Source organism: Flavobacterium sp. (assembly GCF_028689845.1).
Lineage (GTDB): Bacteria > Bacteroidota > Bacteroidia > Flavobacteriales > Flavobacteriaceae > Flavobacterium.
Genome location: NZ_JAQVCH010000002.1, coordinates 19,764 through 36,593 on the forward strand (window position 1 = coordinate 19,764; position 16,830 = coordinate 36,593).

12 protein-coding genes are annotated in these 16,830 nt (G+C 34.0%); 4 read left to right on the forward strand and 8 right to left on the reverse strand.

Going from position 1 to position 16,830, the window contains the following annotated elements:
• Nucleotides 1-2 precede the first annotated feature (2 nt).
• The 3 genes from PHR76_RS01310 to PHR76_RS01320 form a co-directional block, all read right to left on the reverse strand.
• Entirely contained in the window at nucleotides 3-740 is a 738-nt protein-coding gene (locus tag PHR76_RS01310; protein WP_300057567.1) for a head GIN domain-containing protein, read from the reverse strand.
• Between the two features lie 59 nt (nucleotides 741-799).
• Nucleotides 800-1,885 carry an acyloxyacyl hydrolase gene (locus tag PHR76_RS01315; protein ID WP_300057569.1) on the reverse strand — a complete coding sequence of 362 codons (1,086 nt, stop codon included), beginning with the start codon at nucleotides 1,883-1,885 and terminating at the stop codon, nucleotides 800-802.
• 128 nt (nucleotides 1,886-2,013) lie between these two features.
• Complete coding sequence (locus PHR76_RS01320) at nucleotides 2,014-2,928, reverse strand: choice-of-anchor J domain-containing protein (protein ID WP_300057570.1); 915 nt, start codon at nucleotides 2,926-2,928, stop codon at nucleotides 2,014-2,016.
• A 248-nt stretch (nucleotides 2,929-3,176) separates the two neighbouring features.
• Here PHR76_RS01320 and metK point away from each other — a divergent pair, with 248 nt between their 5' ends.
• Complete coding sequence (gene metK / locus PHR76_RS01325) at nucleotides 3,177-4,427, forward strand: methionine adenosyltransferase (protein WP_300057573.1); 1,251 nt, start codon at nucleotides 3,177-3,179, stop codon at nucleotides 4,425-4,427.
• Nucleotides 4,428-4,484: 57 nt separating this feature from the next.
• On the opposite strand, the gene PHR76_RS01330 is transcribed toward metK, so the two are convergent.
• Entirely contained in the window at nucleotides 4,485-7,211 is a 2,727-nt protein-coding gene (locus PHR76_RS01330) for a carboxypeptidase-like regulatory domain-containing protein (RefSeq protein ID WP_300057576.1), read from the reverse strand.
• Nucleotides 7,212-7,234: 23 nt separating this feature from the next.
• Complete coding sequence (locus PHR76_RS01335) at nucleotides 7,235-8,137, reverse strand: GLPGLI family protein (RefSeq protein WP_300057579.1); 903 nt, start codon at nucleotides 8,135-8,137, stop codon at nucleotides 7,235-7,237.
• Nucleotides 8,138-8,249: 112 nt separating this feature from the next.
• Between PHR76_RS01335 and PHR76_RS01340 the strand changes: the two genes are divergently transcribed.
• Both PHR76_RS01340 and PHR76_RS01345 read left to right on the forward strand, forming a co-directional pair.
• Complete coding sequence (locus PHR76_RS01340; RefSeq protein ID WP_300057583.1) at nucleotides 8,250-9,047, forward strand: hypothetical protein; 798 nt, start codon at nucleotides 8,250-8,252, stop codon at nucleotides 9,045-9,047.
• Nucleotides 9,047-9,661, forward strand: coding sequence for a deoxynucleoside kinase (locus PHR76_RS01345; protein WP_300057585.1), 615 nt, complete (start codon nucleotides 9,047-9,049; stop codon nucleotides 9,659-9,661). The genes PHR76_RS01340 and PHR76_RS01345 overlap by 1 nt, the downstream gene beginning before the upstream one ends.
• Nucleotides 9,662-9,915: 254 nt before the next feature.
• Here the strand turns inward: PHR76_RS01345 and PHR76_RS01350 are convergent, their stop codons facing one another.
• Both PHR76_RS01350 and PHR76_RS01355 read right to left on the reverse strand, forming a co-directional pair.
• Entirely contained in the window at nucleotides 9,916-12,378 is a 2,463-nt protein-coding gene (locus PHR76_RS01350; protein WP_300057587.1) for a sodium-translocating pyrophosphatase, read from the reverse strand.
• Between the two features lie 110 nt (nucleotides 12,379-12,488).
• Nucleotides 12,489-13,019, reverse strand: coding sequence for an inorganic diphosphatase (locus tag PHR76_RS01355; protein WP_300057589.1), 531 nt, complete (start codon nucleotides 13,017-13,019; stop codon nucleotides 12,489-12,491).
• A 347-nt stretch (nucleotides 13,020-13,366) separates the two neighbouring features.
• On the opposite strand from PHR76_RS01355, the gene PHR76_RS01360 reads away from it, so the two are divergent.
• Nucleotides 13,367-14,344 (forward strand): T9SS type A sorting domain-containing protein, encoded by a 978-nt coding sequence (locus tag PHR76_RS01360; protein ID WP_300057591.1) that lies wholly within the window; start codon nucleotides 13,367-13,369, stop codon nucleotides 14,342-14,344.
• Nucleotides 14,345-14,346: 2 nt separating this feature from the next.
• Here the strand turns inward: PHR76_RS01360 and PHR76_RS01365 are convergent, their stop codons facing one another.
• On the reverse strand, nucleotides 14,347-16,830 hold the full coding sequence (locus tag PHR76_RS01365) for a DUF5686 and carboxypeptidase-like regulatory domain-containing protein (RefSeq protein ID WP_300057594.1): 2,484 nt from the start codon (nucleotides 16,828-16,830) through the stop codon (nucleotides 14,347-14,349).

The window sequence follows — 16,830 nt, forward strand, 5'->3', positions numbered from 1 at the left end:
ATTTAGTTGTAGCGTAATTGTCCATAATAATGAGCCACCACTTCAATTTCTGGAGGCGTATGATAAAGCACCACATCTCCAGTGCTAAACAATTCTCCTTCTATACGTTGAATCGGACTAACATACATATCATTAGAACCGCGGTGAAATAATTTAATAACTTGAGCTTCTAAATTTTGAGCTTCTATCCGACCGTTGCCGTCATAAAAATTAAACAAAGCTTCTTGCGTTTTACCTGAGATGAAAAAACGGGAAACATTATTATTTTCAATGACTAATTGTCCGTTATCAATTTCAAAAATAAAATCGCCAGTTCCAGCACCTTCAGACAAATCCATCGCAATAAATCTTAAAATGGGATACGTTATTACCCCATCCGATTTGATGTCTTTTTCTGTTCTAGAATGAATTTCAACCAAATTGGGAGCCGTAATAAAAACGGTAGTTTCGCCATAATCGCGTACCCAATTGCACGTAGATTCATCTCTTAATGTTAAAACATTATCTTTTAAAACGACTGAAATATCGTCAATTAAATTCTCGCCTGAGTAAACTTCTACTTTATAGGCTGGCCCCTCTTTAATTATCAATTCGATACCTGAATAAACATAAATGGTCTCAAATGGTGTGACAGGAATTTCTTTCGTGACCATTGCACCAGAAGATTTAATACACTCTCCAGGTTTTTCACAACCTAAAAACGCTAATGCAATTACTATAATAAGTAGGTTCTTTTTCATAGGACGATATTCATTTTTAATATGATTTCTTCTGCTATTCGTTCTCTTGCTTTTGTAAATTATAATCTTACTCCTATTGAAAACTCCATTGCTTCTGCTAGAAAAATATGGGTTTTAACAGACAATCCGGCATAGATTTTTTTGGTTAGATAATATTTCATTCCTACCCGATCATACATTGGAATGTCTGATTTATAGGGTTGATAAACATAAAAACCAACTTGTGCTTCCAATGAAATTCGATTAATATATAGCTCGTAGCCAACAAAAACGCCTGCTCGTTTAAAATCAGTATCAGTCGTCACATTTTCTTCGGGATAGGCGATGGATTGGTACTTGATAAATTCTTTATAGGAATACGTCAGGAACAACTCGGCTCCCAATTGTAGTCCGCTTTTTCTACTGATGCGTTTATCAACATAAAAGCTAGAATGAAAAAAAGGTTTTTGACCACTGGCGATGACTGGATTTTCACTAATTCCACTACGCAAAACAAAATTATAATGTAATGGTTCAGTTATTTTAACTTTTAGCAATGTATCAATTTGAACGGGAAGTGGTGTTTCAAAATTATAGGTTAAACCAAGATTAATCCCATAAGAATTAACACCGCTATTGGGAGCTTTAATTCTTCCATTTGAAAAATGCGTAAATAGAAATCCCGCTTGTAAATCAAATTTATCAAATAATTTCGTGGTATAATTAAGTCCGAAATTGGTATTCGCTACTAATTTTGAACCAAAAGCAGAATTTTTACTGTTTGTTACTTTATCATGTGGATTGGTTGCGTAGGCAATTCCTTCTCCAATTTTGAAATACAGTTTTCGGTTGAGAAAATAAAAATGATATTGAGCTCCAACGCCATAAACTTTACCTAGAATATCGTTTTTAAAATCTTGATAGATAAAATAACCTCCATAATCTGGTCTTCCAAACGTACGCTCCCATTCTTCATAGCCATAGGTTTTTTTAGATAAACTAATCAGAATACCATCGGGATGACCTTGAAGAAAATGTTGTAAATCATCGGTATGCGGCAGCACATTTCCTCTAAAATATTGTATATCTAAAGCAGTTGTTTCTGTTTTTTCTTGTGCGAAAATTGCATGCGAAAAAATCAGTAAGACAAAATAAATTTTCTTCATTTTAAATGATAAGGCGACAAATATAATAGAATATCTTTAGTCAGAAAATTATAATAGAAAATGGTTTAGTAATAAAACAAAAAAAGGTCAGACACGGCTGACCTTTTTATTTAAAATACTAAAAAATATTAGTTTTTTATAAATTTTGAAGTTGCAGTTCCTTCTGCTGTTTTAATGTCAATTAAATATAATCCAGAAGTTAAATCGGCTACATTAATTTGCATTTCTGATTCAAATCCACTTTGAACTGTTTTCACTACTCTTCCGTTAAGGTCGATGATTGAAATTTCATTGATAGATAATCCGTTTTTAACCGCTAAATTCAACGTGTTTTTAGTTGGATTTGGATACATTGCAAAGTTAGATGCAAAAAATGATTGAGCACTAGCCGTTACCATTGCAGTTACTTGAAAATCATCTACGGCAAATCCGAATTGGTCATCAGAAATACAGTTAATCGAAATATAAATTGGCTGATTTGCATAAGTATCTAAATCAAAAATGTATTGTACCCAAACTTTAGCAGGATCAGTCAAGATAAAAGCTCCTTCTGAAATAACCGTAAAGTTTGCAGGTGCTGTTCCTGTAGTTGAAATTCCTACTTTAAATTTTTCTGCACCATACGTTGCATCGCAAGATTTAGCATAAAAAGATAACTGATTTCCAGATTCGCCCAATGTTATTTGAGGAGAAATTAACCAATCGTTGTTTACAGAAGGAGCAGGATTAGCAGCTGCAAAACATACCATGCTTTTATTTCCTGTTTTAGCTGTCCAGTCACTCGTAGCAGTTGGTGCAATTGGTGGTGTTGTAGTGGTAGCGTTGAAAACCTGAAAAGATTTTGCAACACCTGAGTTAAGGAAAGTAATTCCATTAAATCCATAAGTTGATTTTAAATCAACATCTGTTAATGTCCAGCTTCCAACGTTTGCAATTGCAAAATCGTCGTAGGCTTCAAAAGAATCCTCAAACAAAACTGTTTGAGAAAAAGCAATACTGTTAATGCCTAAAAGCATTAATCCTAAAAGTAAGTTTTTTTTCATAATGTGGTTATATTTTATTTAAGCAATAAAAATAATAAATATTAATCGAAGAAACAATTATAATTTAATTTTAACTTCTTATTTAAACAATCTCATAAAACATTTATATCTTTGCAGTCTAATTGGAGGAAAAATTTGAACTGATTGCAACCTCGTTAAAAAAATGCTAAAGCAGAAACCCTTCTTTAGCTTTTTTCTACATCCTAATCTTTCCTATTTTTCCATAATCATATAAAATAATTTATAGTATGGCCTATTTATTTACGTCGGAATCTGTAAGCGAAGGACATCCAGACAAAATCGCTGACCAAATTAGTGATGCATTAATTGACAACTTTTTAGCTTTTGACCCAGAATCGAAAGTAGCTTGTGAAACGCTAGTCACCACTGGCCAAGTTATCTTAGCAGGTGAAGTGAAATCAAAAACCTATCTTGACGTTCAACACATTGCTAGAGAAGTAATTCGCAAAATTGGATACACCAAAAGCGAATATATGTTTGAGGCTAATTCTTGTGGCGTACTTTCTGCCATTCATGAACAATCTGCCGATATTAATCAAGGTGTAGACAAGACTAATAAAGAAGAACAAGGTGCGGGCGACCAAGGAATGATGTTTGGTTATGCCACCAATGAAACAGAAAATTTCATGCCATTGGCCTTAGATTTATCGCATACTTTACTAATTGAATTAGCGAATTTACGTCGGGAAAACAAGGAGATTACTTACCTACGTCCAGATGCTAAATCGCAAGTTACTTTAGAATATTCAGACGATAATAAACCCGTTCGAATTGATGCCATCGTTATTTCGACCCAACATGATGATTTTGCTCCTGAAGCAGAAATGTTGGCTAAAATTAAAAATGATTTGATTTCGATATTAATTCCGCGAATTAAAGCAAAATATCCGCAATACGTTCATTTTTTTAATGATGACATCACCTATCACATCAATCCAACAGGAAAATTTGTAATTGGTGGGCCGCATGGCGATACTGGTTTAACGGGAAGAAAAATTATTGTAGACACCTATGGCGGAAAAGGTGCTCACGGTGGTGGTGCTTTTTCTGGAAAAGACCCGAGTAAAGTGGATCGATCTGCTGCTTATGCCACTAGACATATTGCTAAAAATTTAGTGGCTGCTGGTTTATGTGACGAAATTTTAGTACAAGTTTCGTATGCAATTGGTGTCGCTAAACCAACATCAATCAACGTAAATACCTATGGAACAGCAAAAATTGACCTAAAAGATGGTGCAATTAGCAAAATTGTAGAAGAACTTTTTGATATGCGTCCCTATTTTATTGAACAACGATTAAAATTGAGAAATCCAATTTATAGCGAAACGGCTGCCTATGGCCACATGGGTAGAAAACCAGAAACGGTTACTAAAACATTTAGTTTGCCAAATGGCGAAGACAAAACCGTTACCGTAGATTTATTTACTTGGGAAAAACTAGATTATGTGGATAAAGTAAAAGCAGCATTTAGTCTGTAACAACAATTTCAAAACCATAAAAAAACCCTGATTTTAAAAAAAGTCAGGGTTTGTTTTTTATAAATTATATTTTAAGGAAAACACAACGTATCGCGGCTGAACCAAATATTGCGAAGTTCTGAAACTGGTTTGGTTAAAACTATCATCGTTAAGCGATTTGGTATTGAGCATATTTGTTACTCCCAAACGATATTCTAATTTAGCATCTTTTTTTCTATAGCTCAAATTACTGTTTAAAAAATCATACGTATTATTTACCGTTCCTGATGAATTGGTATATTGATAATAATCATACGTTGTATCAAAAGCAAAGCCATTTAGGAAAAAATAATCCAATTTGGCAAACGGCTGCTGCGTTTTAAATGTGGTGCCTTGATAATCATTCAACGTCACCGTATAACCAACTTCTAAATTTGGCCAGGTTTTATATTGTGTTCCCATTGAAGCACGATAAGTCTGACTAAAAGACTCTGTTGTTTGCACGAAATCCAAAGAATTATCAGTTGGATTAGATGGGTTTACACGCAAAGTATTAAACTTTGACCAATTTAAATTTACGCCTAAACTTCCTTTGTAATATTTTAAAAAAGACCTTTGGTAACCAATCATTCCGTTAATGCTTTCATTTTCAAAATTAGCATTTACTTTTTCACTTGTTTGATAAATACCATTAAAAAAAGCACGATTGATAACTGGATCAGTTGTTTTTACATAATTCAAATTGCCAAAAATGGTGGTATAATTAAATAAATTGTATTTAAAATACCGCAAAGAATGAGTTTGTTGCAAAGCATTTTCCAATAAACTATTTCCTCTATTTAGTGAATTAAAATTATTAAATGTAAAGCCTTCCGCAAAGGAATTAATATCGCTAAACACATTATTCATCCGGTAATTATAGGTAAGCGATTCCGATTTTTTTAGTTGGTATTGTGCAAATAAATCGGGCAAAACACGCGAAAAATTATCTTTTATTTTTACATTTAATTGATCGTTAAACGTCGAATAACGATGAAAACTTAAGCCTGGATTAAATGTAAATTTACCTGTAATAAATTTATAATGAGCCCCTAAAAAAGCATCGTTAAAACTATATTGTACGTCATTATTGTAAATTGCTTCATTCAAATTGTTTTCAGCACCATTATCCAAAATTTGAAAAATAGAAGAAGTATAGGTCTGAAAGGAATACGTATTTCCAAAAGTTAAATTAAGATTGCTTTTGGCCGTTAACGAATAGTAATAATCAGCTTTCGCATCAATCCGATTGGTTTTTACAAAACGAGACTGGTTTATGTTGTAAAAACTTTGATTCTCATCAATACCATCAATAAACGGAAACGGATTATTGAGTAATTGCGGATTATATAACGGGTCTTCATCTTGGTATAAATGTTGGATTTCAAATGCCCAGGTACTTTTTTCGGACTGTGTCCAAAACATATTCAAACTTTGATTTAACGTGATTGGGTCTTGCTTTTTGAAAGAATTAATCGAATTGAAGGTTTGTGTTCCGTCTGTAATAGAGGTCGTTTCTAATACATTCGTTTCTTTTTGATTCGAACGCTTTAACGAAACATCATAATCAAATTGAAAAACAGCACTTGGTTTATACTTTGAACCTATCTTAAAAATGGCTAAATTGTTAGTTAAATCGGAGATGTCGCTTCTTTTTTCTTCCGTTTCAATCTCGGTAGAGTTGGGTTCATAATATTCATTTCTTGACTGCGTATTGGTCTTCGTTTTGTCTGCAGAAAGCACTGCAAACCCACTCAAATTCCATGTTTTTGACATTTGTTGCGTAATATTTACCGCTCCAAATTTCGTGTCGATTTCTTCCGCTCTATCATTTCGTTGGGTAGAAATTCCTAAATCGTTAGAAGAAACATTAAAATTAGTTCCGTTTCGACTCATCGTATTTCGGGAAGCTCCCGTTAAACGGAAATAATCGCGTAAAGAAAACGGAACATCACCAATATTATTGAAATTACTAATGACGTTGATGCTGGTTTTCGGGCTGTAATAAAATAGTTTCGGATTGATAATATAACGTTCATCAGGACCAACTCCTGCCGAAATATCACCAAACCAAAATTTATTCTTTCCTTTTTTTAATTTGATATTGATAGCGACGTCTTCATTATTATTTTCTAGGCCTCGGAGTTGACTTACTTCGGTGTAATTTCGCAAAACTTGTACTTTATCTACCGCATCTGACGGAATATTTTTAGCCCCTAATTTGGTATCACCCTCAAAAAACTTTTTGCCATCTACTAATAGTTGAGTTACTTTTTTGCCTTCCACTTCAATTTCGCCATCGGCATTAACCTCTACACCAGGCAATTTTTTCAAAATATCTTCTAGTTTTTTTTCAGTTCCTGTTTTGAACGAATCGGCGTTGTAAATAATTGTATCGCCACTAATGGAAACAGGCATTTCATGCACTACTTCTACGCCGTCTAAATTCACATCCCCTTCTTTGAGCGTAATTATTTTTTGGAGATTTACTTCTTTGGTTTCAACAGTCGTTTCCAACGATTGGAATCCAATATAACTCACTTTAATTTTATAAGTTGAATTGGTTTTTAAATTGAGTTGAAATCGTCCTTTATCATTCGTAATCGCATAGGAATCCATTGCTTTGGTTTCCTGATTGATCGCCATTACATTGGCCATTTCAAGTGCTTTTTGTAAAGTGTCTTGAATTGTTCCTTCTAATCGAATGGATTGAGCTTGCGCAAAAAAAGATAGAAAGAGCAAGAAAAAAAATAGTTTATTTTGCATGATAAAAAATTGAATCCGACTTTTTACTGACCGCCCATTCTAAATTGTGAACCTCTTCCGCCTTGTCCTTGATTCATCTCACGCATTTCTGCCATTTTTTCGGTCACGATTTTGTCATATTCTGCTTGGGTCACCACTTTTCCTTTGGATGGTGCTTTAATTTCTTTTTTCTCTTTGGTATTCATCACAATTTTAGAACATAAGATAATCGTTTTTCCGTCGTTCACTTCTAAAATTAATCCAGGTAAACCCCAATAATTTTCTGGCCCTTGGTTCACAGGAATATCTGGCGTATACCAAGCCGTGACTACCATTTCTGTTGGCATTTCCCAACCATCTGTAAAATTAGTTGTTTTCTTGTCGTCGGTTTTTGTCTCTTCTGACTTATCATCTGCTTTTTTATCGTCTTGTTTTTTTCTGTAATTTTTAAAATCTGATTGACTTACAGGACGAACTGCCGTGGCTTTAAAACAAGTATAATTGCCAATTTGTTTGGTTTCGCCTTCTAATTTCCAATCTAATTTGGGTAAGGAATCTTTAATTAAAAATTCTTTTCCAAAGAATTCTTTATCAACGGAATAGATTTTTTCTTTTACATTTTTATAGTTGGTGCCGCCACCGCCCATCATACCAGACATCATTCGCATGCTACCACTTTGACCGGTTGCGTCTAATTTTTCTTCTTCCTTATAAATAGAGGCGTTTCTATCAAAATTTAGAATGAATGTTTTTTCAAACATTTGCTTCATTCGCTCTTCAATTGTTTTCTGCATTTCTGGTGTAATTTCTCTATTTCCAGCAAAACTAGATTTAAAATCGGCTGTGCTTGTTTTAGACTCATAAACGGCCATTCCTTGAAAATCTTGAGCGAAAGCACTAATCACAGCGGTAAATAAAGTTAATAAAGTGACAATAATAGTTTTCATGTTTTGCGATTTAAATTAATACAAACAAATATGACGAGTAATTTGGTTTTTTGTTACCAATAAATTGTTAAAAATAATGAGATAATCGCATTGTTAATTGTACTTTAGCTTGATGAAATCTTTAATCTCTTCTTTTTTGGTTTGTCTCTTTCTTTGCTCTACTGCTAATGCACAAGAAAAAAAGAGTGTAATTACATTAATTTCAAAGACAAAATTAGAAGCCAACACGTTTGTGAATACCGATCCTTTTGGTTATCAGTATTTTATAAGAAATAACATTCTTTTTAAACAAAAAGATCACGAATTATTTCAATATAAGAATCTTTCGTTGGGAAAAATTAAGAAGGTTGATATTCAAAATCCACTTAAGATAGTGTTGTTTTATGAAGGATTTAATACGGTTGTACTCTTGGACAATCAATTAAATGAAACACAAGTAATTTCTTTTTCTAAAAATCAGGCTACCATTATGGCCTCTGCCGTTGGATTGGCTTCTCAAAATCGACTTTGGACTTTTAATTCGCTAACGATGCAATTGGGCTTTTATGATTATTTAAAATTAACTTATACTCCACTGGCTCAGCCCTTTCAACAACCCATTCGCGATTACGATTCTAATTTTAATGCGTTTTATTGGATTGACACTTCGCAAGGATTCTATTCGTGTGATGTTTATGGGAAAATTTCGTCCTTAGGCAAGGTTCCTGCTTATGAAAACATTCAGTTTAACACTGGAAAAGGCGTATTTTATCAAATAGATAATCAATTGTATTATTATGATGTAAAAGAGTCAAAATCAAACTTAATTGAAATTGATGAAAAAAGCTTTGAAAGTTTTCGGTTTAAAGACCAATTTTTGATTATTTTTACAAACAGCGAAATTAGTACTTATAAATTTAGTTTACCATAATGCATATAGCAGTAGCAGGCAACATTGGAGCCGGAAAAACAACCTTAACGAGATTATTAGCCAAACATTTTAAGTGGGAGCCCCATTTTGAGGATGTCGTGGACAATCCGTATTTGGATGATTTTTATCATCAAATGGAACGTTGGTCTTTTAATTTGCAGATTTATTTCTTAAACAGTCGTTTTCGACAAGTTTTGCAAATTCGCGAAAGCGGAAAAAAAATTATTCAAGACCGAACGATTTATGAAGATTCGCATATTTTTGCTCCGAATTTACATGCGATGGGATTAATGACCAATCGCGATTTTAATAATTATAAATCGCTGTTTGAATTGATGGAAAGCATGGTGCAAGCTCCTGATTTATTGATTTATTTACGAAGTTCAATTCCGAATTTGGTGAGTCAAATTCATAAAAGAGGAAGGGAATATGAGAATACGATTTCGATTGATTATTTGAGTCGTTTAAATGAGCGGTATGAAGCTTGGATTCAAGGTTATGACAAAGGGAATTTGTTGATTATTGATGTGGACAATATCAACTTTGTAGATAATCCTGAAGATTTAGGAATGATTATCAATCGAATAGATGCGGAGATCAACGGATTGTTTTAAATAAAAATAGACCCAAAATAATACTAACCCTTTTTACGAAGGGTTTTTTTATGCTTGGTTGGTATCAACTGAATTACTTTTGATGTTTTTCTAATTTTATCTTTTTAATTCTGACGCTTTGCGAAATAGACAACGATGAAATTTACAGCGATTCTTTAGAACCGTTTGGATGCTTTTTAACTATCTCGGTTTGGTATCAAAAAAAATGCCTTTCAAAGATTTGAAAGGCATTTTTATAGTTGATATAATTTGAATTATTTCAAGGCATCAATTTTTGCTTGAACTTCTTCTGCAGTTCCTTCAAAGTCTGAAACAGTTACTTGACCCTCTTTAGTGATTGTTACTGTTGCTTTTACTTTTCCGTCTACATTTTCTTTTACGATTGAAATTTCATTAGAAGCCATGACCGTTTTTTCAGCCATGTGCTCGCATGTAGCATTTGTACACCCTTTTGCGACACATTCTTCTTTAGACATCGAAGAACATACGCCCACTGTTGAACAACAAGACATTCCTGTATTTTCAGTAACAGTATGAGCATCGCTACCTAAAATTGGAGCAATTACTAAACCAATTAAACACGTTAATTTAATTAAAATATTCATGGATGGACCAGAAGTATCTTTAAATGGATCACCCACGGTATCACCAGTTACGGCAGCTTTGTGAGCATCAGAACCTTTGTAAGTCATTTCTCCGTTAATCATGACGCCTGCTTCAAACGATTTTTTAGCATTATCCCAAGCTCCACCTGCATTGTTTTGGAATACAGCCCAAAGCACCCCTGAAACGGTTACTCCAGCCATATAACCTCCTAGCATTTCTGCTACTAATTGGTTATTGTCAGGATAAACAACTATGCCTAATAAAACAATTGCAATTGGGAAACCAATGGTTAAAATTCCAGGCAACATCATTTCGCGTAAAGCGGCTTTTGTTGAAATTTCTACACATTTGCCATATTCTGGTTTTCCAGTTCCTTCCATAATTCCTGGAATTTCTTTGAATTGACGACGTACTTCATACACCATATCCATCGCTGCTTTTCCAACCGAGTTCATTGCCAAAGCAGAGAAAACCACTGGAATCATTCCGCCCACAAATAACATTGCTAAAACCGGAGCTTTGAAAATATTAATTCCGTCGATTCCTGTAAACGTTACATAAGCAGCAAACAAAGCTAATGAGGTTAATGCTGCCGAAGCAATTGCAAAACCTTTACCAGTTGCAGCTGTTGTATTTCCTACTGAATCTAAAATATCTGTTCTTGTTCTAACTTCTTTTGGCAATTCGCTCATTTCTGCAATTCCACCTGCGTTATCCGCAATTGGTCCGAAAGCGTCGATGGCTAATTGCATGGCCGTTGTCGCCATCATCGCCGAAGCGGCAAGAGCTACACCATAAAATCCAGCTAAAGAATAAGATGCCCAAATAGCACCAGCAAATAATAAAACCGTTGGAAAAGTTGAAATCATTCCAGTTGCTAAACCAGCAATCACGTTGGTTCCGGCTCCTGTTGATGATTTTTGCACGATTGCCATAACTGGTTTTGTGCCCAATCCGGTATAATATTCGGTTACTGATGAAATTACGCCACCCACTACTAATCCAACAAGCGTAGCATAAAACACACGCATAGATGAAATATCTTTTAAACCTTCGCCAAAGAATTCCATATTCATGGTTTCTGGCAACATATATCTAACTAAAACAAAACAAGAAATTGCGGTTAAACCGATAGAAACCCAGTTTCCAACATTTAAGGCACCTTGTACTTGTTTTTCTTTGGCATTATCTGACGTAATTTTGACAAGCATGGTTCCGATGATAGAAAATAAAATTCCGAAACCAGCGATGGCCATTGGTAATAAGATTGGTCCCATTCCTCCAAAACCTTGGTCAACAATATTGCCGCCCATGTCTTTAATTACATAATTACCCAAAACCATAGCCGCTAAAACTGTTGCGACATACGAACCGAATAAATCGGCACCCATTCCAGCAACATCTCCAACATTATCACCTACGTTATCGGCAATTGTAGCAGGATTTCGTGGATCATCTTCTGGAATACCCGCTTCTACTTTACCTACTAAATCGGCTCCTACATCGGCTGCTTTGGTATAAATACCTCCACCAACACGAGCAAACAACGCGATAGATTCTGCTCCAAGTGAGAAACCCGCTAAGGTTTCTAAAACAATGGTCATGGTTTCTGTATCTTGCCAAACCCCGCCCGAAAGCATGTGGAAAAAGATGATAAAAAACCCTGTAAGACCAAGTACTGCCAAACCAGCAACGCCTAATCCCATGACGGTTCCGCCACCAAAAGAAACTTTTAATGCTTGTGGCAAACTCGTACGAGCAGCCTGCGTTGTTCGGACATTTGTTTTTGTAGCGATTTTCATTCCCATATTTCCTGCCCAAGCAGAAAAAATAGCTCCGAAGATAAAAGCAACCACAATTAACAAGTGTGTTTTTACGCCAGGTATAAATGTAACTCCAGCCAAGACAAAACTTGCTCCAATTACAAAGAACGTTAATAATCGATATTCTGCTTTAAGGAAAGCCAATGCTCCTTCGTAGATGTAATCTGAAATTTCTTTCATCTTTCCATCTCCTGCATCTTGTTTTAGAACCCAGGATCTTTTTACTGCCATAAAAGCTAATCCTATTAATGCCATTACTATTGGCACATAAATCATAATTGAATCCATAAAAATGTATTTTATAATTTTTTTAACGGTTGCAAAAGTAGCAAAATAGGAATGAAAAAAGCAACATTCTTTGTGTAATGTTGCTTTTTTAAATAAAATAGTAAAAAAATTTAGCGAATACTAAATAATCCTGCTGGCTTGTTTTCAATTTCGGCAAAACGGTTGACACATTTTTCGATGATTTCTTTGGCTTCTAACACATCGCCCCAGCCTTCTACATCGACTCTTTTTTGTTCTAAATCTTTATAGACTTGGAAAAAATGTTCAATTTCTTTTAGTAAATGTGGGTTTACATCTGATAAATCGTTGAGTTTATTCCAAATTGGATCAGAAACTGGCACACAAATTACTTTTTCGTCTGGGCCTTTTTCGTCGGCCATATGGAAAACTCCGATTGGCTTCACTTCCATCACACAACCCGGAAAAGTAGGCTCGGTAACCAAGACTAAAACATCCAATGGGTCGCCATCTAATGCTAAAGTTTCAGGAATAAACCCGTAATCGGCTGGATACATCATCGAGGAAAATATCATCCGATCATAGCGGATTTTTTTTAATTCAAAATCGTATTCATATTTATTACGGCTTCCTTTTGGGATTTCAATTAAGACATCAAACGATTGTAGTTTGGCTGCACTCATAAAGTTTATGTTTTAAAATTCAAGACCACAAAGGTACGTTGTAATCTCGTAATAGCTTCCTTCTATTGCATTTTTGTTAAAAATCGAATATCCGTTGCAGATGTTTGAGAAGTATGAAAAAAAATCGAAAAAATGTTTGAAATTAAAAATGAAAACTAGTTTAGCAACGTTTAAATTTTTTAAATTAGTACCGGAAATAAAATTTAAATAGTCTAGTTGGTTAGCTGAATTAAATCCCATTGCTTTAAAAATATCATTTTGGAAAGAATAGAAACTAAAAATAGTATAATTAAATAACACATTATCTCTTTGCAAATTAATTGCAAAAAGGTGTCAATAACATTAAAATGAAAAAACTATATATTATCTTTCTTTTAGCAAATTTTTACTGCTATAGTCAAATTATTAATATCCCTGATCCTCATTTTAAGGCTTTGCTGCTACAAGCAGACACTGATAATGACATTGCTGGATTAGTAAAAATTGATATGAACAACAATGGTGAAATAGAGCAAAACGAAGCTCAGTTAGTTTATGTTTTTGTTTTTCCTCCCGGTAACATAAGTAGTTTAGTAGGAATAGAATATTTTACTAATCTAATGTATTTTAGTTGTCCGACTAATCAAATTATATCATTAGACTTAAGCAACTTAACGCAATTAATTACTTTAGGTCTTGGAGCCAATCAGTTAACAAATTTAAACTTAACAGGTTTAACCAATTTAGAGTTTATTAATTGCGGTGGTAATCAAATCACCGAACTTGATTTTTCAACTTTAACGGCATTAGAAGTTATAATTTGTGGACAAAATTTATTTACTGAATTGGATTTTAGTAATAATCCTGTATTTGATCAACTTCGAGCAGATGAATGTCCTAATTTAACAACTATAAAAATAAACAATAATTATCAGCAAATTTTCACACAAACACCATATAATAGTTGCTGGGTTAACAACCCTAATTTGGTCAACATTTGTGTGGATGCCAATGAGGTTACACCTATTCAAACATTTCTAAGTAATTGTAACATCACGCAACCCATAAACATTTATACGGATTGTGCGTTGAGCAACGATGATTTTGTTGACACAGCCTTTAAGTTAGTTCCAAATCCAACAAAAGGAACTGTATTTTTTGATAATAGTGTAAACACGTTTAATACAGTTCGTGTATATAATTATCTTGGACAAGAAATTTTGAGTAAAAAGTTGAATCCCGTTTTTGATGAAAACGTTGATTTAGAAAACGTTGCTAAAGGAATTTACATTTTGAAATTAGAAGATGGAAACCAAAGTTTCACTACAAAAATCATAAAAGAATAATTCTAAAAATAAAACCCAAACGAACCTTTTACCGTAAAGTTATTTGTGCCAGGTAAATCGCGGTAATTTCCTCGCCAGGTACAATCTAAACGAAAGACTTTAAAGATGTTTCCTATTCCGAAACCATATTCCCAATAGGGTTTGGTTGGAGCAAGGTAATTTAAGGTGGAGGCGTTTAATTGTCTGTTTTCAGCTGACACATCGCCAACAACCGTTCGGATGGAAACAATTTCACGTAAGTTTAGTTTTCGAACTCCTGGAATTCTAGAGAACAATCGCCCTAAAAAGTGATGTTCTAATTGAAACGTAGCATATTCATCAGAAACAAATTCGTAGAAATTTAAATTATTAAACGTGTTGTCAATAATAAAATAAGATTGATTACCCGGAATGACACTCAATAAACCTAACGGCACTGCTCCAAAGGTTTTTCCTGCTTCGGTAATGATATTTAAACGTCCAAAACCACCAACTAAAACAGGTTGCTTGAGGTATATTTGCAACTTCTGGTAATCAAAATCACTATCTAAAACTCCTTTATATCCATTACTATAACTTACAAAAAAGCGGGAATACGGACTGTCTACGATACCTCTTTCTACGCCATAACCATAGGTTTTTCGCCCTGGCGTATAATCGATTGAAAAAGACATTTCCGATTGTTTCACCTCTGATTGAATGGTAGTTTGAGACGCATCAGTATAATAATCTAAGCTAAAAGTATCGGAAGCTGACTTTAAAGTACGGTAAGAAATCCCAGCTTCAAAAGTGACGTTTTTTATGGGTTCAATGTTTGCTGAAAGTGTACTTAAATTGATACTTGTCAAATTTGTATTTGAGCCGCTCATAAACAATCCAGTTGAGGCAAAACTTCTACCGAGTACATTATTGGTAGTGGTTAAGTTGGCTCCGATTTGCTCGATGTCACGACGGTTTCCTCCTTCTAAAATCAAGCGATTTTTCGGATTGAGCAGTATTTTTCCTGAAAGACCATATTTCACCTGATTATCTTTAAACCCATAGGCGGTATAGCCTTGAAGTCGCCACGGGTCATTTCGTCCAAAATAAGTTCTTCCGCCAACACGCAAACGCAATCCTTCGACATCACTATAACCAACCGTAGAAAAGATAGGCCCAAAATCAAAATTATTCATCTCGACATAGCCACTTCCTAAAATGGTGACAAGACTATACATTTGTTTAAATTTTTTGACCGTTTGCAAGGTGTCTAACATTTTATAAACGCCTAACTCATCTTTGCTTAAACTTTCAAAACGGTTCTCTGCCCAGTAATCATCGGGCTGATTATAAACAGCATTGTCTATAAAATTGATTTCTTCTTTATAAAACTCTTTTGGTTTTTCTTGGTTAAATTGATGATTTTTATATAAGGTCGTTCGTTTGCCATAAACACCTTGTGATTCTTCCTTCTTATTGAAGGCAAAATCAGACATCATGTGGTCGCGTTTCAAAAGAAAAACTGAATCATTCACTACATCAAAATCTTGTTCAATATAAATTTCTTTCACCCAGTTAATGTTGGCACTTTTGGTCACGCCCATTTTAATGGATTTCACAGCAAACGTAGTGTCATTGACCCAAAAATCGCCTTTAAATGTTAATTCTCCTTTTCTTCTAGGATAATAGACAATGTTGTAACACCATTTTTTATCAATAAACATACTGTCTACCAACGCGTAATTGTAGACATCAATTCCTGTTCGTGACAACGGGCTTACAAAATCTTTTGCGAAAAATTTTAGATAATTATCATAAATATCATATTCTGAATACAATTCTTTTACGAAAGTAATTACTTGTTGGTTGTTATTAAATCCTGAATTTTTATTGGCTTTAATGATTTCTTTTTCTTTATTAATGACGTTGTTTCCGAAGACTTCAGAAATGGCTTCATTAATAAAAATAGGTAAATATGTTTTTCCGGTAATGGCCGAGGTATCCATTTGTTCAAAAACGAATTCCATTCCTTTGAAAAGCTTACTTTTCATGGTTGTACTGTCGATTGTATTTAAATCAAATTCGATTTTTTCATACTTATCATATTGATATTGATCAAATTGACGCAATCCATTCATTCGTTTTCGTGCCCAAATTTTTCGTAAAATATCAATGGCAGGATTATTCTTTTTGGATAGTTTTCCGGAAACCAAAACAACTTCTCGTAAGGTTTCTCCTTCAACCAATTGCACTTTAAGGTTATAGGTAACTGCTTTTGTTAAATTTATTTCTTGAGGCGTATATCCGATAAACGAAACAACTAAAATAGGATGACTTTTTGCCGATTCAAGATAAAATTTCCCATTTTCATTAGTGATGACACCTTCGGAAGAATTTTTAAAATAGACATTCGCAAAAGGAATTGGTTCGTTATTATCGTCCACAACAATTCCACTAACTTTGGATTGAGCAAACAAAGCAGCCGAAAATAATAGTAGGATTAGTAAATAAATTGAGGGAGACTTCAT

What these genes read in the sequence shown, in the direction of transcription:
- PHR76_RS01320 (WP_300057570.1), bottom strand. Translation starts at nt 2,928, where the DNA reads ATGAAAAAAAACTTACTTTTAGGATTAATGCTTTTAGGCATTAACAGT.
- PHR76_RS01340 (WP_300057583.1), top strand. Translation starts at nt 8,250, where the DNA reads ATGAAATCTTTAATCTCTTCTTTTTTGGTTTGTCTCTTTCTTTGCTCT.
- PHR76_RS01365 (WP_300057594.1), bottom strand. Translation starts at nt 16,830, where the DNA reads ATGAAGTCTCCCTCAATTTATTTACTAATCCTACTATTATTTTCGGCT.
- PHR76_RS01345 (WP_300057585.1), top strand. Translation starts at nt 9,047, where the DNA reads ATGCATATAGCAGTAGCAGGCAACATTGGAGCCGGAAAAACAACCTTA.
- PHR76_RS01310 (WP_300057567.1), bottom strand. Translation starts at nt 740, where the DNA reads ATGAAAAAGAACCTACTTATTATAGTAATTGCATTAGCGTTTTTAGGT.
- PHR76_RS01360 (WP_300057591.1), top strand. Translation starts at nt 13,367, where the DNA reads ATGAAAAAACTATATATTATCTTTCTTTTAGCAAATTTTTACTGCTAT.
- metK (WP_300057573.1), top strand. Translation starts at nt 3,177, where the DNA reads ATGGCCTATTTATTTACGTCGGAATCTGTAAGCGAAGGACATCCAGAC.
- PHR76_RS01330 (WP_300057576.1), bottom strand. Translation starts at nt 7,211, where the DNA reads ATGCAAAATAAACTATTTTTTTTCTTGCTCTTTCTATCTTTTTTTGCG.
- PHR76_RS01335 (WP_300057579.1), bottom strand. Translation starts at nt 8,137, where the DNA reads ATGAAAACTATTATTGTCACTTTATTAACTTTATTTACCGCTGTGATT.
- PHR76_RS01315 (WP_300057569.1), bottom strand. Translation starts at nt 1,885, where the DNA reads ATGAAGAAAATTTATTTTGTCTTACTGATTTTTTCGCATGCAATTTTC.
- PHR76_RS01350 (WP_300057587.1), bottom strand. Translation starts at nt 12,378, where the DNA reads ATGGATTCAATTATGATTTATGTGCCAATAGTAATGGCATTAATAGGA.
- PHR76_RS01355 (WP_300057589.1), bottom strand. Translation starts at nt 13,019, where the DNA reads ATGAGTGCAGCCAAACTACAATCGTTTGATGTCTTAATTGAAATCCCA.